The sequence below is a fragment of the Streptomyces rugosispiralis genome, assembly GCF_024505145.1.
GTDB lineage: Bacteria > Actinomycetota > Actinomycetes > Streptomycetales > Streptomycetaceae > Streptomyces > Streptomyces rugosispiralis.
Genome location: NZ_JANIAA010000017.1, coordinates 130,355 through 154,967, shown reverse-complemented (window position 1 = coordinate 154,967; position 24,613 = coordinate 130,355). Strand labels below are relative to the sequence as shown.

The 24,613-nt window shown below is 73.9% G+C and carries 17 protein-coding genes; 8 read left to right on the top strand and 9 right to left on the bottom strand.

Features of this window, described 5'->3' with window-relative positions; genetic code table 11:
* Nucleotides 1-5: 5 nt before the first annotated feature.
* The 3 genes from NP777_RS24615 to NP777_RS24605 are packed head-to-tail and all read right to left on the bottom strand — an operon-like array spanning nt 6 to nt 2,981.
* The gene (locus tag NP777_RS24615; RefSeq protein ID WP_256652353.1) at nt 6-1,532 is read right to left on the bottom strand and encodes a hypothetical protein; all 1,527 of its coding nucleotides are present in this window, start codon (nt 1,530-1,532) and stop codon (nt 6-8) included.
* Nucleotides 1,507-2,298, bottom strand: coding sequence for a hypothetical protein (locus tag NP777_RS24610; RefSeq protein ID WP_256652352.1), 792 nt, complete (start codon nt 2,296-2,298; stop codon nt 1,507-1,509). The genes NP777_RS24615 and NP777_RS24610 overlap by 26 nt, the downstream gene beginning before the upstream one ends.
* Nucleotides 2,295-2,981, bottom strand: a complete 687-nt coding sequence (locus NP777_RS24605; RefSeq protein WP_256652351.1) for a hypothetical protein — start codon at nt 2,979-2,981, stop codon at nt 2,295-2,297. The genes NP777_RS24610 and NP777_RS24605 overlap by 4 nt, the downstream gene beginning before the upstream one ends.
* A 334-nt stretch (nt 2,982-3,315) precedes the next feature.
* Between NP777_RS24605 and NP777_RS24600 the strand changes: the two genes are divergently transcribed.
* A complete protein-coding gene (locus tag NP777_RS24600) occupies nt 3,316-4,023 on the top strand; it encodes a 4Fe-4S cluster-binding domain-containing protein (protein WP_256652350.1) in 708 nt (235 codons plus the stop codon).
* A gap of 277 nt (nt 4,024-4,300) precedes the next feature.
* Here the strand turns inward: NP777_RS24600 and NP777_RS24595 are convergent, their stop codons facing one another.
* Complete coding sequence (locus NP777_RS24595) at nt 4,301-5,494, bottom strand: Appr-1-p processing protein (protein ID WP_256652349.1); 1,194 nt, start codon at nt 5,492-5,494, stop codon at nt 4,301-4,303.
* 212 nt (nt 5,495-5,706) lie between these two features.
* Here NP777_RS24595 and NP777_RS24590 point away from each other — a divergent pair, with 212 nt between their 5' ends.
* The 4 genes from NP777_RS24590 to NP777_RS48155 all read left to right on the top strand — a co-directional run bounded on the left by NP777_RS24590 (nt 5,707) and on the right by NP777_RS48155 (nt 12,633).
* Complete coding sequence (locus NP777_RS24590) at nt 5,707-8,184, top strand: protein kinase domain-containing protein (protein ID WP_256652348.1); 2,478 nt, start codon at nt 5,707-5,709, stop codon at nt 8,182-8,184.
* The gene (locus NP777_RS24585) at nt 8,181-9,827 is read left to right on the top strand and encodes a hypothetical protein (RefSeq protein WP_256652347.1); all 1,647 of its coding nucleotides are present in this window, start codon (nt 8,181-8,183) and stop codon (nt 9,825-9,827) included. The genes NP777_RS24590 and NP777_RS24585 overlap by 4 nt, the downstream gene beginning before the upstream one ends.
* Nucleotides 9,824-11,938 carry an AAA family ATPase gene (locus tag NP777_RS24580; protein WP_256652346.1) on the top strand — a complete coding sequence of 705 codons (2,115 nt, stop codon included), beginning with the start codon at nt 9,824-9,826 and terminating at the stop codon, nt 11,936-11,938. The genes NP777_RS24585 and NP777_RS24580 overlap by 4 nt, the downstream gene beginning before the upstream one ends.
* Nucleotides 11,939-12,246: 308 nt before the next feature.
* The gene (locus NP777_RS48155) at nt 12,247-12,633 is read left to right on the top strand and encodes an FHA domain-containing protein (RefSeq protein WP_256652345.1); all 387 of its coding nucleotides are present in this window, start codon (nt 12,247-12,249) and stop codon (nt 12,631-12,633) included.
* A 52-nt stretch (nt 12,634-12,685) separates the two neighbouring features.
* Here NP777_RS48155 and NP777_RS24570 read toward each other — a convergent pair whose 3' ends face one another.
* From NP777_RS24570 to NP777_RS24560, 3 genes are read right to left on the bottom strand one after another with little or no spacing between them, the layout of a single operon-like run.
* Nucleotides 12,686-13,312 carry an RES family NAD+ phosphorylase gene (locus tag NP777_RS24570; RefSeq protein ID WP_256652344.1) on the bottom strand — a complete coding sequence of 209 codons (627 nt, stop codon included), beginning with the start codon at nt 13,310-13,312 and terminating at the stop codon, nt 12,686-12,688.
* A gap of 26 nt (nt 13,313-13,338) precedes the next feature.
* Complete coding sequence (locus tag NP777_RS24565) at nt 13,339-14,025, bottom strand: hypothetical protein (RefSeq protein ID WP_256652343.1); 687 nt, start codon at nt 14,023-14,025, stop codon at nt 13,339-13,341.
* The gene (locus tag NP777_RS24560; protein ID WP_256652342.1) at nt 14,022-17,801 is read right to left on the bottom strand and encodes a CHAT domain-containing protein; all 3,780 of its coding nucleotides are present in this window, start codon (nt 17,799-17,801) and stop codon (nt 14,022-14,024) included. Before NP777_RS24560 ends, NP777_RS24565 begins: the two co-directional genes overlap by 4 nt.
* 197 nt (nt 17,802-17,998) lie before the next feature.
* On the opposite strand from NP777_RS24560, the gene NP777_RS24555 reads away from it, so the two are divergent.
* Together NP777_RS24555 and NP777_RS24550 are read left to right on the top strand one after the other, a co-directional pair.
* Nucleotides 17,999-18,241 carry a hypothetical protein gene (locus NP777_RS24555; RefSeq protein ID WP_256652341.1) on the top strand — a complete coding sequence of 81 codons (243 nt, stop codon included), beginning with the start codon at nt 17,999-18,001 and terminating at the stop codon, nt 18,239-18,241.
* 365 nt (nt 18,242-18,606) lie between these two features.
* Nucleotides 18,607-19,500 carry an MHYT domain-containing protein gene (locus NP777_RS24550; RefSeq protein WP_256652340.1) on the top strand — a complete coding sequence of 298 codons (894 nt, stop codon included), beginning with the start codon at nt 18,607-18,609 and terminating at the stop codon, nt 19,498-19,500.
* A gap of 109 nt (nt 19,501-19,609) precedes the next feature.
* Here the strand turns inward: NP777_RS24550 and NP777_RS24545 are convergent, their stop codons facing one another.
* Complete coding sequence (locus NP777_RS24545; RefSeq protein ID WP_256652339.1) at nt 19,610-20,746, bottom strand: carboxylesterase/lipase family protein; 1,137 nt, start codon at nt 20,744-20,746, stop codon at nt 19,610-19,612.
* On the bottom strand, nt 20,737-21,633 hold the full coding sequence (locus NP777_RS24540) for an MBL fold metallo-hydrolase (protein WP_256652338.1): 897 nt from the start codon (nt 21,631-21,633) through the stop codon (nt 20,737-20,739). The genes NP777_RS24545 and NP777_RS24540 overlap by 10 nt, the downstream gene beginning before the upstream one ends.
* Before the next feature lie 78 nt (nt 21,634-21,711).
* Between NP777_RS24540 and NP777_RS24535 the strand changes: the two genes are divergently transcribed.
* On the top strand, nt 21,712-24,612 hold the full coding sequence (locus NP777_RS24535) for a helix-turn-helix transcriptional regulator (protein ID WP_256652386.1): 2,901 nt from the start codon (nt 21,712-21,714) through the stop codon (nt 24,610-24,612).
* Nucleotide 24,613: the final 1 nt, after the last annotated feature.

Genomic DNA, 24,613 nt, shown 5'->3' with positions numbered 1-24,613 from the left:
CGCCCTCAGCGCGGCAGCAGCGGCCACTGACCGGACAGCCGCATGGCGGCCTCCGTGACCGCCGGATCGCCGGACTCCATGGCCACGCCGTCCAGGTAGGCGTGGGCCGCCGCTTCGTACAGCTCGTCGACCGCGTAGAGCCGCTCCTCATGGGCCGCGCGGCGGGCGCTCACGCGGGCGCCCACGGTGGCCTCGGCCTCCCTGGCACGCTCGGAACCGGCGAGATCCGTCTCGATGTCCCGCTCCAGCTCCCGCAGCCGCTCGGACGTGGTCCGGTACGCCGCCAGATACGGATGCTCCTCGCCCAGCCCGATCAGGAAGGCGATGCCACCGGAGAGCAGCAGCAGGGCGATGAACATCCAGGACACGCTGTGCGGGTCCAGGTGCAGGGAATCGAGGAGGCTCGGCGGGTTGCGCACGTTGTCCTCGACATCCGCGGCCACATCGGGCGGCAGCTCCAGCGGAGGCTCCTGCCGGAACGCCACCTTGGCCCGTAGATCCCCCAACGCCCAGGCGCCGTAAGCCCATATGCCCAGCAGGGCGAAGGCGGGCACGGACGACAGCCGGACCGCGCCGGTGACGGAGCGCCGCCGCAGGATCCAGCCCGCGATATGCGGGGCGAGGACCATCGCCACCGCCACGGCCACCATGAGGCTGTAGGAGAGCAGATCGGCGAACCGCCCGACACCGTGCAGATTCTCGAACACCGAGTAGTAGACGGGCAGTTCGACCACGATCAGGATGACCAGCACCCCGAACTTCATCCAGCGCGGCATACCGGGGCGCGCCGCCGCCCCCTCCCATGCCGCCCTGGTGGACAGGGCCCGCTCGGCCGCGTCCGCCTCCGCCACCGGATCGTGGTCGGACACCGCCTGCCAGCGGGCGTGGCCACCGGTGGTCTGCGGCTCGTCCTCGCTCCGCGTGGCGTTTGGCCGTTCGGGAGCGGTGGCGTCGTCGGCATCGGCGGGCATACGGGCGCGCAGCCACCGGCGCTCGAAACCGCCTCGTACGGTGTCGCGGAAGGTCTGCCACCGGTCGGCCCGCCGCGCCAGCCGGTCCAACTGGTCGGTGGTCACCGTCTGCCGCTGCTCCAGGGCGGCCCGCCGTCGGCCCGCGCGCTCCAGCCGCACTCCGGCGGCGGTGGCGGCCGCCCGGACCCGGCTCGCCTCCAGCGCGCCGTCCTCCTCGGCCCGCGCCTGCTCCTCGGCGAGCCGGTGCCGGACCTTGTTGCGCAGACTGGCCAGCTCGGCGAAGTAGGGCACCCGGTCTGGGGCGGCCAGCACCCAGGGGTCGAAGACCTTGTGCGAGGCCGCCGAGGCGCCGTGCTTGCGCGCCCGGTCCAGCAGCCAGACGCTGTCACCGGCCCGGATGACATCCGAGGCGACGGGCTCGGGCTGCGGCAGCGCCCCGTCGGGGAACCGCCGCGCGGCCGTCCGCCCGCCGCGGCGCCCGCGGTCGGCGTCGGCCCTGCGGCGGCGCAGCCTCAGCCGCCGCGGTGCCTCGTCGTCACCGGCGATAGGTGGTGTGGACATGTGCCTTCACCCTCCCCTCCAGAAGCTCCGTCCAGAAGGAGTTGAACTGCTCGTACCGGGAGGTGCCGGTGCCGTACTTCATGCCGTAGCCCACCGGGTAGATGTCGGCGCCGGACAGCTCCGGCCTGCCGTGCGACTTCAGGAAGCCGTCGATGACGGTCCGGCGGCTCGCGGCGGTGGACAGGTTCTGCCGCCCCAGCCGGAAGTCGGTGTCGCCCTGGTCGAAGTCGCTCACCACCAGGACGTCGAACGCCGCGTCGTCGCCGGACGGCTTGGACAGCCCGATGCGCGACAGCCCCCCGAGCACATCGGAGCCGGGCTCCTCCTTCTGGGCGCAGCGCAGCAGCTTCAGGGCGTTGGAGAGGGCCACCGCGCGCATGGTGGTGCGGGTCCGCTCGCGGTCGGCCGTCTTCGAGGTGTTCGGATCCAGATCCAGCGGGCTGACCTGGCACTTGGACGCCTCGGACACCTTGGTGATCGGGGCGAAGGACGTCTTGCGGCACTTCTTGTCCGCCAGGAACGTCTGGAGGGTCGCCCTGAGCTTGGCCTCCGCGTCGAAGCCGGTCCGGGAGGCGGCCGCCGAGCCGGAGCCGTCGACCACGACGCCACACGTCCGGGAGTAGCGTGACGGCTCGTCGGAGCCGCAGGCCGTGCCGCCCGCCGCCAGGGCGAGCACCAGCGCGGCGGTGAGCGCGTGCCGCCGGTTCCGGTGTCGCCGGGCGGCCGGACGCTCCGGAGCGGGGCTGTGGACGGTCTGGGCGGTCATCGCGTGGTCCTCCCGTCGACGCGGTCGGTGTTCTGCCGTTCGAGTATGTGCAGCGCCCGTGAGGTGGCCGTCCGGGCGCTGTCGTCGTCGGCCAGCAGCCAGACGTCGGGCCGGTACCAGGACCCGTCCAGCTCCACCCGGCCGGGCAGCCAGTCCCCGGGCGGACGCCGGGGGAGCCGGGAGAGCTGGGGGTGGGTCTCGCGCACCGCGTCCCAGTAGCAGGCCAGACGCTGATTGGCCTGGTCGACGACGGCCTGGGCATGCGACCGGCACCGGTCCACGCTGGTGCGCCACTGGCCCATCCAGTGGCCGTACCGCGCGAGCGCCGCGGGCCGGGGGTCCTCCCGGACGTCGTACTGGGTGACCACGCGCACCGACTCCGCGCGCAACCTGCTGAGCAGGGCGTGCTCCCGCCCGATGAGGGCGGCGCGCATCTGCTCGGTGGCCCGGCGGACGCCGGTGCGCACCTCCATCACATACGGGGTGATCAGCAGCTCGGGAGCCGGTGGCTCGATGGGCGGCGGTGGCGTCTTGCCCCGCTCCTCCTCGGGCGGCGCCGGGATCGGTACGCGGGGGACGCCGCGGGCGCCGTCGCGCCTGCCCCGCCATCGGGCCGCGAAGCGGGCGGTGCGGCCGAGCCTTCCCCGGCGCACCACCCCGTTGACACTGTCGGTTGTGATCATGGAAATGGATCCCCCGATTTCCCCGGCGCGGAAATTCCCGCTCCGGACAGCCGCATTGCGGACAGTGGAATTCCGCTTCCTCCCGCAAAGGGCTCGCAGTCGATGTGGATGACTCCGGCGCTGTCGTTGTCGATTCGATTCCCTGTCAGACCGTATCGATGAGGTCGTACCCGGGAATGCTCCCCATAGGACATGATCCTGAAAACGCCCGGAAGTCGACCGGAGAACGCCCTCGTCGACACCTGACGCCGGGTCATACTGGAACGGTTCCGGGGGAACGCCTCATTGATCATGACTCCCGGAACACGACCTCGGGGGAATGGGAGATGGGTCGGTGGAGAACGTTCCAGAGTGCGCGGAGCTTACGCTCCGGATCAGCCAGACGCACTTTCCGGTGGAGACCCTGGGCCCGGGGCGGCGCCTGGGCATCTGGTCCCAGGGGTGCGGGCTGGCCTGCGCCGGCTGTATGTCCCGGCACACCTGGGATCCGTCGGGCGGCGCCTCCCGTGCGGTGTCGTCCCTGCTCGGCCTGTGGCGCGCGGCGTTGGCCCGGGGCGCCGACGGGCTGACGGTCAGCGGCGGCGAGCCGCTCGACCAGCCCGCCGCCCTGGAGGCGCTGCTGGCCGGGGCGGTGCGGGCCCGTGCGGAGGCGGTGGCGCCGGGCGGTCCGGCGGCGGGTCGCGAGATCGACATCCTCCTGTACACGGGATACGAGGAGGAGGAAGTGGAAGCCGACGCGGCGCGCTCCGCCGCCGTCCGCCACGCCGATGCGCTGGTGACCGGGCGCTTCCGGGTGGCCGAGCCCACCGCCCTGGTGTGGCGCGGCTCGGCGAACCAGCGCATCCGGCCGCGTACGGCGCGGGGGTGGGCGCGTTACCAGGAGCATCTGGCCCGGACGGAGAGCGGGCCGCGTTTGCAGATGGTCGAGGGGGACGGCGATGTGCGGCTCTACGGAGTGCCGCGGCGCGGTGAACTGGCCGCGCTGGAGCGTCGGTTGCGGCGGGCGGGGATCGCCCTCACCGGTGCGAGCTGGCGCCCCTGAGCGGGGGCGCCGGGCCGGTCGGTACGGCGTGCGGCGGGCCGGGAGACTGTGGCCGGGGCGGCCGTGGACCCGGCCGCTGGGGTTCGGGCGCTTGTGGTGCGGGCTGCTGGGGGCCGGGCGCCTGTGGTCCGGGCTGCTGAGGGCCGGGCGGTTGTGGTGCGGGCTGCTGGGGTTCGGGCGGTTGTGGTGCGGGCCGCTGAGGGCCGAGCGGTTGTGGCCCCGGCCGCTGAGGGCCGGGCGGTTGTGGTCCGGGCGGTCCTGGCCCCCGCCGCTGGGGTCACAGCGCGCCCACGGCCTCGGCGATCTCCCGGCCGCGGACCACCAGGTGCACCCGCCAGCGGGCGTCCCGGGCGAGTTCGTCGCGGATCGCCCAGCGCAGCCAGGTCGCGCTGACCGCCGGTGCCAGTCCGCCCCGGCCCGCGCCGAGCAGCGGGAAGCAGATGGAGGAGAGGGCGGGCTCGTAGCGGTCGCGCTCCGCCCTGGCGAGCGCGAAGCACGCGCTGACCGCGCGGGCGATGCTCTCCGGGCGGACCTCGTACGTATCGTCCAGCGGTGTGGCCACCGCGGCGTGGTAGATCCGCCGGACGCCGCGCGCGGCGAGCGCTCCCGGCGAGGTGGGCACCACCGTGCCCGGCCGGATCGGCAGCCCCGGGCGGCCGTGGGCGCGCAGCCACGCGGCCAGTTCGCGGGCGAGCACATCGTCGACGATCTCCCCGGCGGGGTCGCGTACGGCGGCGGCCAGCCGCAGCGCGCCGGAGACGGTGGGGCGGAAGGTCTTGGACATCTCCAGGTAGACGTTCTCCGAGGAGACCAGCACCTCGATGTCCCGCAGCAGTTCGATGGGCGAGACATGCACGGTGAACGTGCTCTGCGCGTCCACCGGCACACTGTCGACCCGCAGCGGAGGCTCCTGACCGATCCGGCCGGTCCGGTCGCTGCGGCCGCTTCGGCCGCTCCCTTCGAGCGTGCCCTGCCCGGCCGCGCTCGGTCCGCCGGGGAGCCGCGCCCCGGGGCCCGGTCCGGGGCTCCGTCCCGTCGAGCCCGGTCCGCCGGAGAGGGCCGGCGGCTCGCGCAGGATGGTCAGCACGGCCTCCGCGAGCTGCTGGACGACCTGCGGTTCCTGGTGCTTGCGGAATCGCTCGGGGGTGACTCCGTACACTGCGGCGGCCGTCTTACGGCGGTCATGGGCGGGCGCGCCCCGGCGGTCGGGGAGCAGCCCGAAGGTGTGGGCCGCGGCCTGGCCGAGCAGATCCCGTTCGCCGAGGCGCCGCACCGCCTCCTTGAGCAGCGCCTCGATACCGGCCGGGGCGTCGTCGGAGCCATCGCAGAAGCCGCCCGCCACGGCCGCGGCGCGCAGCGCCGGACGATCGATGCCGCGCAGATCCGGCAGGCCGGGTCTGCGTATGCCCTTGAGTTCTTCCAGGAGTTGATCGTATGTGGGCAGATTTGACTCAAACGGCTCCTGACTCATGGTCACCAGGCTAGCGACCGGCCGAGAAAGAGGAAATCGGTCTCCCGGTGCCCGTTCCCTGCCGGACTTTGTACCGCCGGTAATTCACCGGTGCTGGAACAGATTTCCGATTTCCAGGGTTCCGCTTTCTTGATCCACGGCCCGGCGGCCCCCGGCCGCCGTTGTCGCCGTCATGAATCCAACAGCGCCTGCCCGTTCAGGAGGTGACCTTTGTGACCCATCCGCACCAGCAACCGCCCGCCACGGAATACGAGGACGACGAGGAGTACGGGGTTTCCGCGGAGCCCGAGGAGCGGCCGCGCGCACACGACGCCGGGCCGCCGCTCACCGAACACGAGGAGCCGCCCCCGTCGGCGGCCGCCGCATCGGCCGGGCTCACCGAGGACGAGATCCCCTCGGCGGCCTCCGCGCAGGTCGTGGACGGGGGTCGCGACCTGCGCGGGGACACCGGAACGCTGCCGGTCTCACTGCGCGGCCGGTTCCGTCTGAGGGCCGTGCTGCGCCGCCCCGACCATCCGCACCAGGCGGCCGTCTACCGCGTCGAGGACGACCGCGGCAGCCACATCCTGAAGTGGTACCACCGCGGCCACGCCCCGGACCGCCGGGTGTGGGAGCCGCTGCGGGACCGGCCGCGCCGCCACCTCACCCACTTCACCGAGACCAGCGACACCGGGGCCGACGGCCATCCGTACGACCTGGCGCCCTCCTACGGCGAGACCGATCTGGCCGGATATCTGAGGGACAATCCCGGCCCGGCCGACCCCGTGCTCATCCACAGCGTCGTACGGCAGTTGCACGAGGCCCTCACCACCCTGCACGAACTCGACATCGTGCACCGGGACCTCAGCCCCGCCAACATCGTGCTCGGCAGCCTCGACCCGGCCGCCCCGGACCTCGTCCTCGTGGACTTCGCCGTCTCCGCCCATGAGCCCGCCGAGCGCTACACCCGGGACGAGCGCTGGGTCGGCACCGCCCTCTACATGTCCCCGCAGGCCTCGCTGCGCAACCAGCTGATCCATCCGCCCGCCGACTGGTGGTCGCTCGGCATGATCGTCGCGGAGATGGCCGGTGGGCGCCACCCCATCCGGTTCACCGACAACGACTTCGTCCGGGAGGAGATCAGCTCCCGCGCCCCGGATCTGTCCCTGGTCACCGACCACCGGCTGCGGCTGCTGTGCCGGGGGCTGCTCACCCGCGACCCCGACCACCGCTGGGGCACCGACGAGGTGGCGCAGTGGCTGGTGGGCGGCGCACCGCCGGTCGCCCCCTGGGACACGGGCGCGGCCCCCGGCGCCTCGGACCCGGCGGACGACCCGGACATCGAGCCGTTCGCCTTCCTCGACGAGCGCTACACCCGGCCGAAGCAGCTGGCCCGAGCGTTCAGCGAGAACTGGCGGCCCGCCCGGCAACTCCTCTCCCGACGGCGTGGCCGTGGTGAATTCACGTCGTGGCTGAGGCAGTTCGAGGGCACCCCGGGCCGCGACGCCGAGGAACTGACCGCGCTGCTCGGCCTCCTGGAACCGCAGCACCCCGCCACGCCGCCGCGTGAGCCCAAGCCGGCCACGATGGTGCGGCTGATCTCGTGGCTCGGCCCCACCCTCGACGCCTCCTACCGCGGGGTGCCGCTGGACCACGCGGGGCTGGGCGATCTGCTGCGGGAGGCCGGGCGCGGCGATGAGTTCGCCCTCTCCGTCGTGGCGGACCTGCGGGACCACACCATCCTGCCGCTGCTGGACTCACGGCCCGGCGGCGAAGGGCTCGCCGAGGTGCAGCAGCGCTGGCTGACGGCCCGCTCCCGCTGGCAGCCCACCGTGGACGAGGCGCTGCACGCGTCGCCCCGGCTGCGCGACCGCCGCGCCGAGGTGCGCGCCGCCACCCGGCTCGACCGCTCCCGGCTCGCGGCCCTCCTCTCGCTCGCCGCGGCCCCCACCGCGCACCGGCGCAGGCTCCAGGAGCGGACCGCCCGTGTCCAGGCGGCGTTCCCGCAGCCGGTGGCCTGGTACGGCCGGTTGCTGCGCGACCCCGACGACCTGGTGCGGATGCAACTGGCCGAGTGGCTGGCCGGATTCGCCGAACAGGAGTCCACGGAGGCGCAGGGCCGGGTGAACGACGAGCGCGCCCTGCTCCGCCAGGAGCGCGACCTGGACGTGGCCACGCTGTGGGTGCGCAGACAGGACATGCTGCCCACGCTCGGCTGGGCCCTCGGCGGGGCCGTCGGCCTCGTCTTCCCGTGGATCTTCGTGATCGGTCTCGGCGATCTGACGGGATGGCCCGCCCAGCGCGCGGTGCTGACGGCGTGGATGCTGGCCGTCCCGGCGGCCGCCGCCGTCCTGGCCCTGGAGCTGTGGACGGCGTATCGCATCGGCAGCCCCGGCTACCACCCGGACCGTTCCCTGGCCGGGCTGCTGATCGACCGGGCGCGGCCGGTGGCCCGGTTCATCCGCCGCCCCGGCTCGCGCTTCCCCGTCCAGGGCCTGCTGATCCTCCCGGCCATCGCCCTGTTGTGGGCCACCGTGGCCTACGCCCCCTGGGTGTGGCCGATCGCCACGGTGGCCGTCCTTCTCTGGTGGACCTGGCACCGGACGCGGCGCTGGCGCCGCTATGTGGCGGAGCTGCGCGGCCGGGACGACCGGGTCCGCCCCGGCCGGCCGAGGGCGGCCGCCCCGCCGACGTCAGGGAGTGTCATATGAGTTCGGGCCAGGCGATCCCCATCATCGGCGATGTGATGCCGGATGTGTACTTCCCCCAGCCTCCGGCCGCCGAGACCCTCCAGCACACGTTCCAGAACACGGTCCAGGACACCGTCCAGAACACCGGGGTGCCGCACCAGACGGTCCAGGGCACCGGCCTTTCGGACCACCTCACCACCGGCGTCGGACAGCACATCGGCGACGCCGTGCAGAACGCCGGGGGCCATGCGCTGCACGCCGCCATGGACCAGGTGCACGACCTGATGATGCCCGCCCTGATCGGCCTCGGGTCGCTCAGCGGGGCGCTGCTCGTCGGCCGCGCCACCATGGCCGGGGCGCAGGTGCTCGCGGCCGCCGCCCTCCGCGCCGCCGAGTACCAGGCCGAGCTGCGGCAGCGGCAGTTGGACGCGCGGCAGGCCGCCGAGTGCTGGCGGGACGCCGCCTTCGCCGCCGTCCGGGCCAACGCCCGCCGTGACACGCTGCTCGCGCGCGTCCGGCGGGACGCCACGGCAGCCGGACCCGACGGGCCCCCGGAGCCGCCCGATCTGCCGCCGCCACTGTCCCTGACCGGCATGAGCCTGGACGAGGTGTGGCGACGGCTGGCCGACACCGACCGCCGGCTGCGCCACGCGGAGGTCGCGTACGCACGCGCCACTATGGAGGCCGCCGCCCGCCCGGTGGCCGGAGCGCACCCCGCGGACTCCGGCTGGCACGCCGCCCTGCGCGCCCGCCGCCGCAAGGCCCTGGAGGCGTACGAGGAGGCCGCCACCGAAGCCGAGGCGCGCGATGCGCTGCCGCAGCCGCCGCCCGCCGCCTCGGCGGCCCCGAGCGAGGAGGAGGTGCTGCGGCTGGGCGCGGACCTGCTGGCCACGCTGCCGCGGAATGTGGCGGTGGCCGACTACCGGCTGGTGGAGGGGAAGGTCACCGTCGCCGCGGAAGTGGCCGCCCAGCGGCCCGCCGCGGCCAAGCGTCATCTGCGGGAGGCCGCCCGCTTCGCCGAGCGGGTCACGCGCGACGCCGAGCGGCGGCAGGAGACCGAGGAGTGGGCCGCCCAGCAGCTCGCCTTCCTCCGCGCCGACCACCCCGAGACCCCCGTTCCGCTGCCCGACGCCGGGGCGGAGATCGCCGTCCTGGAGCGCTTTCTGCACCGGGGCGGGACGCTGGAGGAGGCCGAGCGCACCCGCGTCGCGGCCCGGGTGGGAGAGCGGGTCGACGCGTACCAGCGGATGTACGCCGCGGAGGTGATCCGCGCGGCGGTCCAGCGGTCGGAGCCCGAGAGCGCGGGATACGCCACCTCCGGGGCGGTGCAGTTCATCGACTGGACCCCGCCGGGCTGGGGCGATGACCACTGGCTGCGCATCAGCGTGGAAGCCGAGGGCACCGCCCGGGTCTCCACCATGCACCGCGAGCGCGACCCCGCCGAGGAGACCGACGACGATCTGGACCTGGACTGGCAGCGCTGCGTCGAGGCCCCCGACCATCTGCGGGAGCTGCGGAAGCTGGCCGAACGGGCCGGGCTCAGCGTGCCGTTCGAGTTCGATGAGCCACCCGCGCGGCCGGTCCCGCGCACGGCGGCCCGCCCCGCCCATGACCACCGCGCCGGACCCAGGGTCCGCCACCGTGACCAGGAGACGCAGTCATGACCGAGGCACCAACGTCCCCGGGCGGCCCCACGTCTCCGGGCCCCGCGTCTCCGGGCCGCGCTGACCGCACTCTCCCGGCCTTCGCCGAGGAGCTGGTCGGCACGCTCAGCGTCCACTCCCAGTACGTCCTGCACGGCAGCATCCGGGACATCCACCTCGTCCGCCACGACAAGGACCCCGACGAGGGCGGCCCCGAGCGGACGTACGACGCCCACCACACCCTCACCGAGGTGCTGTGGAACGCGCTGTGGCAGGAGGGGTACGAGGCGCTGATCCGCTTCGACATCGCCGACGGCTTCACCGTCGTCGCGGGCCCCGCGGCCAAGGAGGTCCGCGAGCTGCTGCACGGGCGGGACGCCACCAGGCCCGGGCGTGTCCGGCGCGCCGACACCCCCGTCCACCTGGCCGACGCGGAGCGGACCCTGGGTGACATCGTCACCGGCTGGAAGCAGCAGGGGCGGCAGCCGAAGACACCGGACGGACGCCCCCGCCCGGACACGGTACAGCGCCAACAGCCCTATCGGGTGGTGCTGTTGATCGACTATGCCGCCCGGATCCCCACCGATGTCACCCGGCTCAGCGATGCGGAGCGGGACTTCTTCCTCAACTGCCTGAAGCTGGCCGAGGACGCGCGGCCGATCTCCTCGCCGGGCAGCGGACGGCGGCTGTTCAACCCCGTGATCTGGCTCGCCGACGGGGAACGCGACCTGCCCACCTGGCTGGTGGCGGGCAGCGAACGGGTCCGTACCATCGGCATCCCGCTGCCCGACCTGGGCAGCAGACGGCGCATGGCCGAGCTGCTGGCCGTGGAGCACACCGCCGCGTCCGCGCCCGAGGACGACGGGGACGACAGGGACGACAGGGACGACGGGCCGGTGCGGCTCGACAAGCGACGGCGGCCGGACGAGCACGACCTGGACACCTTCGCCCGCGCCACCGCCGGGCTGACCCTGCGCGCGATGCGGGAGAGCGCCCGGATGGCGCTCGACCGCGGGCTGTCGTTCGCCGAGATGCGGGACGCGGTCCGGGTCTACCAGCTCGGCGTCAAGGACAACCCGTGGCGGGCGGACTACATCCGCGCGCAGATCAAGAAGGGCGAGGCGGATCTGCGGGCGCGGGTGAAGGGCCAGGAGAAGGCGGTCGGCAAGACCCTCGACATCCTCAAGCGCGCCGCGCTCGGCCTGTCCGGTGCCCAGGCGTCCCACCCCGGCAGCCGGCCGCGCGGTGTGCTGTTCTTCGCCGGGCCGACCGGCACCGGCAAGACCGAGCTGGCCAAGTCGGTGGCCAAGCTGCTGTTCGGCACCGAGGACGCCTGTCTGCGCTTCGACATGAGCGAGTTCTCCGCACCGCATTCGGTGGACCGGCTGCTCGGCGCGCCGCCGGGCTACGTGGGCTACGAGGCGGGTGGTGAGCTGACCACGGCGGTGCGCAACGACCCCTTCCGGGTGGTGCTCTTCGACGAGATCGAAAAGGCCGACAAGGGGGTGCTCGACAAGTTCCTCCAGGTGCTCGAGGACGGCCGGCTCACCGATGGTCAGGGGGTCACCACGTACTTCAGCGAATGCGTGCTGATCTTCACCTCCAACCTCGGGGTCAGGAAACGGACCGGCGAGGGCGGGCGCGAAGGGCGGGTGGCCGAGCCCGGTATGCCGTACCACCAGCTGGAGGAGATCATCCTGGCCAATGTGAAGGAACACTTCGTGGAGGGGATCGGCCGCCCGGAGCTGATGAACCGGTTCGGCGGCAATGTGGTGGTCTTCGACTACATCGACGCCAAGGTGGCCGCCGAGATCTTCGACTCCCAGGTGGGCAACATCCAGCGGGTGCTGCGCGAGGATCAGGGGGTGCATCTGCGTCTCTCCGACGAGGCGCACCAGGCGCTGTCCACGTACTGCACGGCGGATGTCGACAATGGCGGCCGGGGCATCGGCATGTTGCTGGAGACGCATCTGATCAACCCGCTGGCACGGGCGCTGTTCGACCAGGAGCAGCTGGCGGGCACCGCGGTCACCGTCACCGGTGTGCGGCCCGCCCCGGACGGGACGGTGGCGCTGGACCTGCGGGTGGTACGCACCGGGGCCGCGGGGCTCGGCTACGGCGGCGGCCGATGAGCGGTGGGGCCGCTCCGGCTGGGTGGTGGCGCGAGCCGGACGACGAGGAGGGGGAGGCACCGGCGGGACCGGCGGAAGCACCGGCGGGACCGGCGGAAGTGGCCGAACCGGCGGAGGCGGCGGGAGCCGACGCGGCGGGGAAAGCGGACGCGGAGGCCCCGGAGGCGCGACCCCGGCCCGGACCCCGGCCGGAACCCCGGCCCGGACCCCGGCCGGAACCCCGCCCCGAACCTCAGCCCGGACCCCGGTTCGCGCCGCCCCGGGCCGGGGGCGAGGTGTCCGCGCCCTGCTGGAACTGCCGTGCGCCGGTGGCTCCCCGGGACGCCCGTTGCGCGTCCTGCGACTGTGCGCGCACCCATGCGCTGCTGGTGTGCACCGAGCCCTGTCTGGAGCTCCGCCACGGCCCGGGCCCACCGCTGCGCCTGGGCCGTCACCCGGACTGGGCGCCGCGGACCGCCGCCGCGTTCACGGGCTGGAACAAGGTCTCCCGCCGTCATGCCTCGATCACGGTGGAGCCGGACGGTACCGCCTGGGTCGAGGAGCCCGAGGCGGGCAGCCGCAACGGGACGTATCTCAACGGCGCCCGGATCGCGGCGGGTGTGCGCACCCCCGTGCGCGACGGCGACCAGCTGCGGCTCGGGCTGCGGGTCAGCTTCGCCGTACGGCTGTACGGACCGGAGCCCGGCACCGGCTGAGCCGGCGCCGGGCGGGGTCGCGGGGCGGCGACCCCCGCGCCGCCCCGCGGGCTCATGTCCGCATACCGGGCGGAATGATGACCGCCCGCAGCGGTGCCAGCAGCTGGTTGGCCTCGCCCGCCCCCTCGAACGTGCCCAGGTTGTGGGCCTGGCCGGGCACCGCCTTCAGCGGCTCCTCCCCGCAGCGGTCGCCGAACAGCACCAGGGCGGGGTGCGGGCGGTGTCGCCGCGACTGCCACACCAGCCCCTGCGCGTCCGGCACCTGGCGCCGGATCTCCCGCGCCCAGGCGCGGGTCTGCGCGTACTCGTCCGTCTCCAGCAGCCAAGAGGTCTGGAACACCGCGGCCAGGTCCTCCTCCTCGATCAGCCGCACCAGGACCAGGTCCTCGGTCACCCGCACCTTGGACAGCGAACGGGTGGCCGCCAGCGCCCACGGCACCTGACGCCGCCCCTGCGGTCCGGTGAACTCCATGTCCCGCAGCATCACCTCGGCGAGGGTGGTGGTCGGTGCCACGGCCGCGTAGAGATACGGATACCGGTCCTCGGCGGTGGCGTCGAAGCGGTTGCCACCGAAGAAGGAGTGCGCGGGCTTGGGGTTGAACTCGGTGCAGCCGTAGGCGGTTTCATGACAGCGCCACAGCTCGGTGCCCGCGCTCAGGACGTACAGGTTCGGGCTCATGCGCGCACCCTCGGGGGGCGCCTGCCTCACCATCCGCCGTCTCCGATCAGCGCGGCGGCGGCCTCGGTCAGCCGGGCGTCCGGCACCCGCCCCACCAGGGCGGCGGGCGCGTCGCGCAGCCAGGTGTTGCCGCCGAGCCACCAGTCGGCGGCGCCCCACGGGTCCTGGTCCGACAGCAGCATTCTGTTGATCCGCTGCACCACCGGCCGTGGCTCACCGGTGTCCGGATCGAATTGGAAGTCCGGGTAGCGGTCGCCGCGTTCGGGATCGGACAGACGGATCAACCCGGCCCCGGCGGGATCCTCGGCGGCCGGGCCCGTGAGCTGCTCAGGACCCCGCGCGGGGGCGGTGAGCAGCCGCTGCCGTACGGACCGGGCGATCTCGGCGCTCTCGGGGTCGAGCGTCGGCCAGTCCACGGAGTCCAGCAGCCGGATCAGCTCGGCCAGCCGGTCGGTGTCCGGCAGGACGGCGGAGGGCGCCGCGCCCCCGGACCGGAACTGGTCCAGCTTTCTGCGCAGTTCCGTCTCACGGGGGAGGGGCAGCAGCGCCAGCCGCACCTGCCGCACCGCGCCGCGCACGGCCCTGGCGTCGTCTCCGGCGGCCCGCAGCCGCAGCACACTGTCCTGGAAGCCACTGAACTGCGCGGCGGTGAGCGAGGCGCGGATCTCCGGCAGATGCCGGCGCAGCAGCTCCAGGAGATCGTCGGTGGTCATGGCTGTCGTCCTTCCACGGGTGCGTGGGGAGCGGGGTTGCCCTGGTGGATGAATCCGGCCCAGGAGACGGCCCGGCCCAGGCCCCCCGCGTCGCTCTGCGTCTCGGCCAGCAGGAGCCCGGTCAGCCCGGGGACGGGATGGCGGTCGTGGTCGAGCATCCACAGCTGGGCTGCGCGCAGGGCGTCCGGCGGGGCCAGCCCGGCGACGGTCAGATGGTGGTGGAAGACCACCATCAGCGCGGCCGAGGCGCTGTCCGAGACCTTCCACCGCGAACCCACCACATCCGTGGCGCCGCGCGCCAGCAGCGCGGTGGTCGGGGTCAGCGCCTCGTCGTGGTCACGGCTGCTGAGGTCCGTCTCGCAGGCGCTGAGCACGATCAGCGGCCCGGTGGCGGGTCGTACCCCGGCGGGTACGTCGAGAATGCGCGTCACCGTCAGCCTGCCCAGGTCCGGGGTGTCCGCGGGGTCGCTCGTGGTGTCCGGGCCGGCCAGGTGGAGGGCCGAGTCGGTGGGCCGCAGCCCGGCCAGGCCGTGTACCACCAGGTGCAGCAGCGAGGCGGCGGGTACGGCCGGGTCCCCGGGGAGGTGGGAGAGCACGTCATCGGGGGTGCCCAGCGCGCTCTCGTCCGCGTCCTCGTGCCAGCCGTAGAGCAGGGCCTCGGTGTAGTACGCCGTGCGAAGGGCCGTCACCTCGTCCTGCGCCCACGTCAGATCCCCGCTGGGGTCGGCCACCAGAACCGCGCGCTCGCTCGCGGCCACCCGGCCGCGCCGGGCGGCCCGCAGGAACTCGCCGCCGGACGCGGCGTACGAGATGACGGCGTCCTCGCAGGCGTACGCGTACGGGCGCCGTCCGTCGGGCCGTGGCCCGGGGAGGCGGGCGGCGTGCCACGGAACGGCACCGAGGTTGCCGCACGGCACGAGGACCAGCCGGACCGGCGCGTCGGGTTCCGCGTGTGCTCCGGGCCCGTCCTCCGCCTGGGCGTCCAGCGCGTCCAGCACGGGCGCGAGGACGGCCGGGCCCGCCCAGTCGCACAGCCCCTCCAGCGCCGCCTCCCAGCCGCGATGGGCCTCGGCATGGGCGTCCATGCCCTGCTCGGACACGGCCGACCGCCGGGCACCCGCGTCCAGATAGCGCTCCAGCGGCTCCCGGCCGAGCGCGCCCAGCCCCGGCAGCGGCAGCGCAGTCGGCTCACCGGTGCTCCGCACCAGGACGGCCACGCCATCGGCGGTGCCCTGCCCGGGTACCAGATACACCAGGGCGTCGGAGTCGGTGGCGCGCAGCCCGTCCCGCAACTCCCCGATGCCGGGCGCGCCGAGCAGCCCGCGCAGCGGCGCCTCGCCGCTGTCCCGCCGCAGCACGTCCAGCGCGCGGCGGCGCAGCGTGCTGGGGATCTCGACGCCGGGGGCGGCCCCGGCCGGCATGACCCGCGCGAGCGCGTTCCGGACCTCCTCCGGGGTACCGCCGCCGATGCCGGGCGCGGGCCCGCCGCCGGTCGACGCGGCCCGGGGCGGGAGGTCCCGTACGGCGGTCCGCCACTGCTCGGCCAGCTCCGCCTCGCCCCGGGCGGCCAACTGCTCGGGAACCCCGGCGGCCGCGGCCGCGGCGCGCAGCACCAGGCCCCGCCCGTTCTCCAGCGACGTCACGGCCTCCTCGATCCGGCCGTCCACGGCGGCCCAGTGGGCGGCGAGCAGCCCACGGCTGGCCCCCGCCCTGGCCACCTCGAGGCCGTGCTCGGCGCCGAGTTGCAGCAGCACGTCCTCCGCCAGCACCCACAGCGAGGCATGGGCGGTGGCGACGGCCGCCTCCGTGTCATCGCGCAGCCGGTACGCCTCGGCCAGCTCCCACAGCAGCTTCTGCCGGATGTCCGGGTTGGTGCGCTCGGTGAGTTCCCGCCTGGCCTGTTCCAGCTCCCCGACCGCCTCATCCAGGTCGGCACGGTCGCCGGTCGACCTGTGGACGGCGAGCAGCGCAAGGCCGATGCCCTGCCGGATCCACACCCGCTGGTCGGGGGTCGAGGCGGGGCCGTCCAGGGCCCGGCGGGCCCTGGACACGGCCTCGGAGACCCGCGCGGGATCCGGTTCGACCATGGAGAAGAGGGCCAGCAGGGGCGCGCACTGCGCGTCCATGAGGGGCCGTGCGAACCTCGGGAGCCTCGGGTGGTTCGCCGCCTCCTCGAAGTAGGCCACGCCGGCCCGTAGCGCGGGGATCCCGCCGTCCAGCGTGGCCAGGCTCAACTGGGCCTGTCCGAGCAGGAAAAGCACCAGGAACTGCCATTCGCTGTTCTCGCCGGCCTCCTCCAGCAGGTCGAGCAGTTCGTCCAGAAGCTCCTCCAGCGTTTCGGTGTCCCGCTCGTCCAGCGCCTCGGTGAGGCGCAGTTGCAGGTGCATGCAACGGGTGCACAGCCTCAGCCCCTCCGCGCCGGGCCCGGTCGCGTGGGCGGATTCGAACACCGCGGAGGCGGGGCCGAAGAGCGCGTCGAGGCGGGCACGCGCCTGGTCGCGGTCCGTCAGATTGCCGCCCAGGATGTTGGCCGCGGCCAGCAGTCCCGGGGATATGACCCCGGCCATCCAGTCCACCCGGCCGGATCCCGCACCGGCGGCGGTGCCGATCAACTCGGCCGCCTCGGCCAGCCGGTCGGCGTCGCCCGTGCGCATGCCGTGCGCCATGCGGCTCATCGCGGCGCGCATCGCGGTCTCCGCCTCTTCACCGGCCGGTCCCTTGCTCACCTCGTTGACCAGGGCCCCCAGATCCTCGGCCCGGATGGTGCCGGGCACTTCGAGCTCCAGCAGGAGGGCGGTCTCCGCGAAGGTGAGGGCCGTCTCCTCATCGGAGGACTCCGCCATCGCCTTGACCTCATCGCCTACGGCAGCCGCACCGCCTTCGCCCGTCTCCCCGGACCCGGAGAACTCGGCGGCCAGGCCGCTCAGGGTGCGTAGCAGCTCGGAGTTGCGGCCCGGCAGCCGCTGCGCCATCTGCGCGGCCAGGTCGGCCATCTGATCGAGGTCCCGGGAGCGTACGACGGCGGGCACCCGCTCGAGGACGCCGGCCGTCCAGAGCAGGGATTCGGCGGCGTCTTCGGGGAGGGTCGGCGCCAGCTCGGTCACCAGACCCCGCAGCTCGGTCAGATCGGCGGTGAGTTCAGGGTCGCCAAGCGCCACTCGGCGCCCCAAATCGAAGGACTCCTGGAGACGGGACAGCGTGCCGTCCCATCCGGCCGTCATACCGGGCGTCAGCAGCAGTCGCACCAGGTGGAAGGCGGAGGCCCGCTCGTCCCGTGGGTCGAGCGTCTTAGGGGCGCGGGCGGCCCGCAGCACCCGCAGGCCCCTGCGCCGGTCGTCGTCCGTGGGATTGCGCCCATAGCGGTTGGCGTACAGGCCGCCGAGCCGGGCGCGTACGGTGCACAGCAGCGCGTCCCCGTCGGGCACGGCCGCCGCCAACTCGGCTTCCAGTCCGTCGAGTTCGGCGATGCGTCGGTCGAGCAATGCGGGGTCGGCGGTGGCGGGGGACCGAGTGCCGTCGGGCGCCCGCATGGCCGCCGGGCCGTCGGACGAGCCGTCCGCACCGGGGCCCTTCGAACCGGCGGGGGCGGACGAGCCCTGGGCCACCGGGTCCTCGGTGGCCGGGCTCTCGGTGGCCGGGCCCTTCGTGGCAGGGCTCTTGACGGCCGGGCTCTCGGTGGCCGGGTTCTCCGGCGGGGGCGGGGCGATCAACGCCAGCGCGTCGGCCGCGGCTCGTTCGGCGCGGTCGCGTAATGCCGCGAGATCCTCGCTGCGCATGAAACGTCCCCCTTCGTCATGCTCCTCTCATCATCCGCCCGTCCGCGTGAGCGCAGGAGTCCTTTGATCGCTCTTTCCGGAAACCGACCAGAAGACGTCCGCGAATCGCCCGCTCGGATACGCGGGTCCGGCGCCGCGTGAAAACTCCCGCGGCGCCTCCGCACTCTTCTTCGTACGGTTTCCTTAGAATCGCTCGCATGTCTGATCTGGTGACTGATGAGCTGATTGACCTGCAAAAATCCGCCGATGCAGAGCATCGCCTGATGTTCGGGCTGGACGGCGAGGAGCGCCGGGACCAGTGGGAGCGGTGGCGTGCGGCGGCGGAGCGGGTGCAGGCGGCGATCACGGAGCACGCCACGTCGGCCGGGTTGAGCAGATTCGAGGTGGAGCGAGCGGTGAAGAAAGCCGTAAGACATCCGGAGGGCTCATCCGCGGCGTAGACGCTCCGGGGCGAGGGCGGCGCGGATGGCCCCCGGGCCGCACTCGCGCCGCCCCGGGCCGCACTCGCGCCACCCCGGGTCACCCGCGCGCCGCCCCCGGGCCACCCGCGCACCGCCCCGCGGCGACCCTCGGCCGCCCCGGGCCGCCCTTGTGCCAGGCACATGCCCCCGGCACAACACCACCCATCTACGACAAAGGGGAAAACGGACATGAGGTGAATCACGTGACATCCCGTCACGCCCGGTGAGACACCTTTATCGATGCGTGACCAAATGTGTGGGTGGCGTGCTCGGCCGCGCCCTACCCTCGCCGGTGAACCAACGTTTCTGCACAGGATCCCCGCGGCGAAAAGGGTGGAGCGTACATGTACGGCACGATCGACGGGTTCAACTACGGGGCCGCCACCCCGCTGGCGGCCTACCTCATGGCCTGTCTGGGAGGAGCCCTCGGCTTACGCTGTACCGCCCGGTCCGTGCGCACCCAGCGCTCCTGGAAGGCGGGCTGGCTCGCGCTCGGCTCCGCGTCGATCGGCTCGGGCATCTGGACGATGCACTTCATCGCCATGATGGGGTTCCATGTGAAGGAGACCCCGATCGGCTTCGACGTACCGATCACCCTGCTCAGCCTTGCCGTGGCGATCGTCGTCGTCGGCATCGGCGTCTTCATGGTCGGCTACCGGGGCACCTCCCCGGGGGTGCTGCTCTCGGCCGGTGTGTTCACCGGACTCGGTGTCGCGGGCATGCACTACATCGGGATGTCCGCGATCCGCATGCAGGGGCATCTGGAGTACTCCGTGCCGACCGTCCTGCTCTCCGTCCTGATCGCGGTCGCGGCCGCGACCGCCGCCCTCTGGGCCGCCGTGACCATCCAAGGTTTCCGCGCCAGCCTGGCGTCGAGCATGGTGATGGGGGTCGCCGTGACCGGGATGCACTACACGGGCATGGCCGCGGTCAGCGTGCGGCTGGACGATGTGCTCAGCGCCTCCGTGGGCGGTGAGGCGCCCGCTTCGCTGATCCTCCCCATGCTGATCGGCCCGGTGATCTTCCTGGTGATCGCCGGGACCATCATCATGTTCGATCCACTGCTCGTCCTGGGCGAGGGGGAGTGGAACGAGAAGAAGGCGGACAGTGCGCGCAGAACCCCGCCACCACCGCCCCGGCCGGTCTGGCCGACGTGGCCGCCGGAGGAGGAGCCCGCCCGGGTCCGGACGAACCGCCCGGCCCCGCCCCATGGCCGCCACGAGTACCGCGACTGGTGAACCCACGGCCGTTCCGGGGCGGTTCCGGGGCACGACGAGGCGGCCGTGACCCGCGCGCGGAGCGGACACCGATCCGCCGCCACGGCCGCCGCGCCGCGCTCCGCACGCCCTAGTGGAACCGGTGCGTTCCCGACCAGCCGGGGTCCCCGCTCATGGCGAAGCGCACCCACGCGCCGTGCATCTCGGCGGCCAGCGACGGTGGGACGTCCGGTCCGAGCAGTCCGTTCGCCGTGCGGAGCGCGGGCAGATCGGTGGTGTCGAAGACGAACGGGAGCTCCACGGCGTGGCACGCGCCGAACGGCCCGCCCCGCCAGTCGAAGTCGTACGTGAACGCCTTGCCGTGGCGGGACACCAGCCGCTCCCGGGCGTCGCGGAAGATCGCGTCGAGGGCCGCGCTCTGTTCCGGCCGCTGGTAGAGCAGCGACTCCTGGGTGTTCGTGCCCACCAGCAGATCCACCGGATGCGGCGGCGGCGCGTCGTCGAGCCCGTCGAACACCACACCGAGCGGTGACAGCCGCGGCCCCACCCCGGGCACCTCGGCGAGCGCGGACACCAGACGCTCGTCGGGGATGTCGGCGAACGCCTCGGCCGTCGCCGCAACGCCCAGCCGGTCCGCCAGAGCGCGGGTCGTCTCCGCCGCCTCCGCGCCGGTCAGGGCGTAGAGCCCACCGCTCTGGCTGATCGCGCCCCGGAACAGCCCGGCGGCCTCGGGCATCAGCAGCAGCGCGCTGAGGATCATCCCTCCGGCCGACTGCCCGAACACCGTGACCCGGTCCGGGTCCCCGCCGTAGCCCGCGATGTGCTCACGCACCCAGCGCAGCGCCGCGAGCACGTCCAGCAGACCCCGATTGCGCGGGGCGTCCGGCAGATCGAGCCAACCCAGCGCGCCCAGGCGGTAGTTGAGGGTGACCAGGACCACGCCGTCGCGGACGAACGACGTCCCGTCGTACACCGGCGCCTGGCCGGTGCCGGAGATGAACGCGCCGCCGTGCACGAAGACCATCACCGGGGCGTTTCCGTCGGTCCGTGGCGTCCAGACGTTGAGCGTCAGATAGTCCTCGCCACGCACCCATCCCGGGCCCGTCAGCGGGCTCAGGTCCGCCGGGAACCGCCGCTCGGGTGCCGGAGCCGTCGGCCCCGGCTCGTCGGCGCCGGGTACGCCGTGTACCGGGGCCGGCGCGGCGAACCGCGCGGCGCCGGTCGGCCCGGCCGCGTACCGGATGTTCCGGAACACGCTCACCGCCATGCCGCCCACTCCTTCACCGCGAACCGCTCGCCGTCACGTCGCACTTCGACCGCGCTCGCACCGGGGAAGTGCGCGGGGAACAACAACGCGCCCTCGTCCGCGGCCTCGCCCAGCACCCGGCCCCGGGCGACCCGCGCCCGGGGCTCGTCCTCGTCGAAGCAGGGGCAGGCGTCCGGCTCCACGATCTGCAGCGGGCTGTGCATCAGATCGCCCACGAAGACCGCCCGATCCGTACCCGACCGCAGCCGCACCACGGAGGAGCCGGGGGTGTGGCCGGGGGCGGGCTCGATGCGCAGCTGGGCGTCGACGTCGTAGTGGTCGCCCTCCCACAGCACGGTCTGCCCGGCCCGGTGGACGGGGGCGACGCTGTCCTCGAACACATTCGCCATCCGGGGGCCGGAGCGGGTCCGGTTCCCGTTCTCCGGGTTCCAGTAGTCGAAGTCGGCGCGGGGGATTACGTATCGCGCGTTGGGGAAGGTCGGCCGCCACTCACCGTCCGACCATGAGGTGTTCCAGCCGACGTGGTCCCCGTGCACATGGGTGCAGATCACCAGGTCCACATCGGCCGGGCGGACCCCGGCCGCGGCCAGCTCCCCGAGATAGTTCGTATGCAAATGGTGGAAGTGCGGCATGCCCGGCCGCTCCCGGTCGTTGCCGATGCCCGTGTCGATCAGGATCGTCCGGCCCTCGCTGCGGACCAGCCAGGTCTGGATCATCGTGAGGATCTCGTCGGCGGCCGGATCCAGGAATTCGGGGGCCAGCCAGCTCTCGTGCGTGCGCCAGTGCTCCGGGGCCACGTCGGGAAAGATGAAGCCACGTGGCAGGCCCCTCGGGGCCACCTCTACCACGCGGGTGACCTCGACGTTTCCAAGCGTGATGGTATCCATGTCTCCAGCCTGCGCCTCGGCGGCCACCGGCGGTATCGGTCACATGACTGCACCACGGGCTAAAGTCGGAGGATGACCATGGTCGGGCGGGAGAGCGAGAGCGCGGCCGTACTCGGTCTGACCAGCGGTGTGCTGATCCTTACGGGTGAACCGGGCACGGGCAAGAGCACCCTGCTCGGCCTCGCGGCGGATCGCCACCGGGGCCGGGTGCTGCGGATGACGGGCAGCGAGAGCGAGGCGAACCTGACGTTCGCGGGGCTGCATCAGCTGCTGCGCCCGGTGCTGGGGGACGCCGCCCGGCTGCCGGGGCGGCAGCGGTCGGCGCTGCTGGGGGCCATGGGCTTGGCGGACGACCTCGGGGGGAGCGGCGCCGGGGACGTCGGGCTCGGCGGCACCGGCCGTGAAGCCACCGTTCCAGGGCGCGTCACGCCCGAGAACACTGGGCAGGCCGAGCTGGGCAACGCCCACCCCATCAACGCCCACCTCATCAGGTACGGCGAGCCCGGCGGCGCCCACGTCAGGGACGGCGAGCCCGGCGGCGCCCACGTCAGGGACGGCGAGCCCCGCGACGCCCACGTCAGGGAGGCCGAACCCGACGGCGGCGACACCCGGCCCGGCGGCCCGCCCGATCGCTTGTTGCTCGGGGTCGCGCTGCTCACCCTGCTCTCGGACCTCGCCCGGCAGTCGCCCCTCCTCGTGGTCGCCGACGACCTCCAGTGGATCGACGCGGGCTCGCTGGAGCTGCTCGCCTTCGCCGCCCGGCGCATCGGCGACGAACCCCTCGCCGTGCTGGCCGGGGCCAGGGACAGGGCGGACGAGGGCGCCCGGGGCGGGGCCACGGCACCGTTCTCCGGCTTTCCGCTGCTCACGCTCGACCCGCTGGACGCGACCGCCGCGGGCCTCCTGCTGGACCGGCAGCCGTATCCGCCGACCGGCAGTCGCCGGTTGCGCATCCTCGACCAGGCCGCCGGAAATCCCCTGGCGCTGATCGAGCTGGCCCGGGCGAACGACGCCTGCGGCGCGGACTCGGCCGACTCCGCCGACGCGGAGCTGCTGCCGCCCACCGACCGCCTGATGCGGGTCTTCGCCGCCGACCTCGAGACGCTGCCCGAGGCCACCCGGCAGGCGCTGCTCCTGGTCGCGGCGGACGACCGGGCGGTGGCGGGCCGGGTCGAGGCGCTGGCCCCGGCCGAGGCCGCCGGACTGCTGCGGATCACCGGCGGCGGCCGCGACGGCTGGCGGGCCCGGTTCCGGCATCCGCTGATCAGGTCCGCCATCTACCACTCCGTACCGCTGGCCGCCCGCCGTCAGGCCCACCGCGACCTCGCCACGCTGCTCGGCGCCGAGCCCGACCGCCGCGCCTGGCACCTGGCCGCCGCCGCGGAGGGGCCGGACGAGGAGATCGCCGCCGCGCTGGAGGAGTCGGCGGCCAGGGCCCGGGAGCGTGGCGGCTACACCGCCGCCACCACCGCGCTGGAGCGGGCCGCCGAGCTGAGCCCGGAGCGGCGCGACCGCGCCCGCCGCCTGGTGGCCGCGGCGGGTGCCGCGGTGTCCACCGGACAGCCGCACTGGGTGCGCCGGCTCGCCGCGCGGGCCGCCACGCTCACCGACGACCCGGAGCTGTCGGCCGAGGCATCGCTGCGCGTGGGTCAGGTGCTCACGCTGAGCACCGAGCACGACACCGCGATGTCCCTGCTGCTGCGGGCGGCGGAGGACCCCAAACTGCGCCGGGCCGCGCTCTCCTCGGCGTCGGTGGCGGGCTTCTACTCGGGCGACGAGGAATACCGCCGCACCGTACGGGCCCGGGCACATGACGACCCCTGGACGCTCGCGGTGACCGACCCCACCGCGCACCGGTCCGAGCGGGTGGCCGCGATCCCGGCGCTGGTCGAGCGGGCGGACGGCGACCCCGCCCGGCTCATCTCGCTCGGCGCCATGGCCTGGCTGCTCGACGAGACCGCACTCGCGGTACGGATCTTCGACGACGCCCTCCACCGCTGGCGGCTGGGCGGCTCCCTGCCCATCGGCCTCGGCTGCTCGGCCGGGTGGTCGTACCTGGACCACGGGCTGTGGGCGCAGGCCCGTACCGCCGCCGTGAACACCAACTCCGCGGGCGCCGGGCTGCCGCACCTCGACGCCGCCGCACGGTCGCTCGAGGCCGCCGCGCTCGCGCTGACCGGACGGACCGACGAGGCCCGCACCGCGGGTTCGGCCGCGCTGTCCCTCGTCGACCCGCACCGCAGCCGTGCCGTCGCCGTCCGTGCGCGGTGGGCGCTGGGCATGGCCGCGGTGGCCGACGGCGACCACGTCGGCGCGTACGAGCAGTTCCGCCTGCTGTTCACCGCCGACGGCGACCCCGTCCACTACGCGTGCTCCTACCCGGGGGTCGCCGAACTGGCCGCCGCGGCCGTCCGCACCGGCCACGGCGCCGAGGCCGCCGCCATCGTGGAGCGCACCGCCGACCGGCTCGCCGATGACCCCTCGCCCCGGATGCGCATCCTGATCCACCGCGCCCGCGCACTGCTCGAACCGTCCCGGGCCGAGCCGCACTTCACCGCGGCCCTCGCCGAACCCGGGGCCGGCCAATGGCCATTCGAACGCGCACAGATCCTGCTGGACCACGCCGAATGGCTGCGCCGCCGCCATCGCATCACCGAGGCCCGCCACCAGCTGAACACCGCGCTGGAGACCTTCCGCCGCCTCGGCGCCCCCTCCTGGATCGACCGCACCCAGGCCGAACTGCGCGCCGCCGGTGTCGAATCCGCCCCCGCCGGCCCCGACGCCCTCACCTCGCTGTCCCCGCAGCAGCAGCACATCATCCGCCTGGCCGCGCAGGGGCTGAGCAACCGCGAGATCGGCGAACGGCTCTTCCTCTCTCCGCGCACCGTCGGCTCGCACCTCTACCGCAGTTTCCCCAAGCTCGGCGTCACCGCCCGCTCCCAGCTGCGCGACCTGATCGAGGCGTCCGGCCGGACGTAGC

What these genes read in the sequence shown, in the direction of transcription:
- NP777_RS24615 (WP_256652353.1), bottom strand. Translation starts at nt 1,532, where the DNA reads ATGTCCACACCACCTATCGCCGGTGACGACGAGGCACCGCGGCGGCTG.
- NP777_RS24610 (WP_256652352.1), bottom strand. Translation starts at nt 2,298, where the DNA reads ATGACCGCCCAGACCGTCCACAGCCCCGCTCCGGAGCGTCCGGCCGCC.
- NP777_RS24605 (WP_256652351.1), bottom strand. Translation starts at nt 2,981, where the DNA reads ATGATCACAACCGACAGTGTCAACGGGGTGGTGCGCCGGGGAAGGCTC.
- NP777_RS24595 (WP_256652349.1), bottom strand. Translation starts at nt 5,494, where the DNA reads ATGAGTCAGGAGCCGTTTGAGTCAAATCTGCCCACATACGATCAACTC.
- NP777_RS24585 (WP_256652347.1), top strand. Translation starts at nt 8,181, where the DNA reads ATGAGTTCGGGCCAGGCGATCCCCATCATCGGCGATGTGATGCCGGAT.
- NP777_RS24580 (WP_256652346.1), top strand. Translation starts at nt 9,824, where the DNA reads ATGACCGAGGCACCAACGTCCCCGGGCGGCCCCACGTCTCCGGGCCCC.
- NP777_RS24570 (WP_256652344.1), bottom strand. Translation starts at nt 13,312, where the DNA reads ATGAGCCCGAACCTGTACGTCCTGAGCGCGGGCACCGAGCTGTGGCGC.
- NP777_RS24565 (WP_256652343.1), bottom strand. Translation starts at nt 14,025, where the DNA reads ATGACCACCGACGATCTCCTGGAGCTGCTGCGCCGGCATCTGCCGGAG.
- NP777_RS24560 (WP_256652342.1), bottom strand. Translation starts at nt 17,801, where the DNA reads ATGCGCAGCGAGGATCTCGCGGCATTACGCGACCGCGCCGAACGAGCC.
- NP777_RS24555 (WP_256652341.1), top strand. Translation starts at nt 17,999, where the DNA reads ATGTCTGATCTGGTGACTGATGAGCTGATTGACCTGCAAAAATCCGCC.
- NP777_RS24550 (WP_256652340.1), top strand. Translation starts at nt 18,607, where the DNA reads ATGTACGGCACGATCGACGGGTTCAACTACGGGGCCGCCACCCCGCTG.
- NP777_RS24545 (WP_256652339.1), bottom strand. Translation starts at nt 20,746, where the DNA reads ATGGCGGTGAGCGTGTTCCGGAACATCCGGTACGCGGCCGGGCCGACC.
- NP777_RS24540 (WP_256652338.1), bottom strand. Translation starts at nt 21,633, where the DNA reads ATGGATACCATCACGCTTGGAAACGTCGAGGTCACCCGCGTGGTAGAG.
- NP777_RS24535 (WP_256652386.1), top strand. Translation starts at nt 21,712, where the DNA reads ATGGTCGGGCGGGAGAGCGAGAGCGCGGCCGTACTCGGTCTGACCAGC.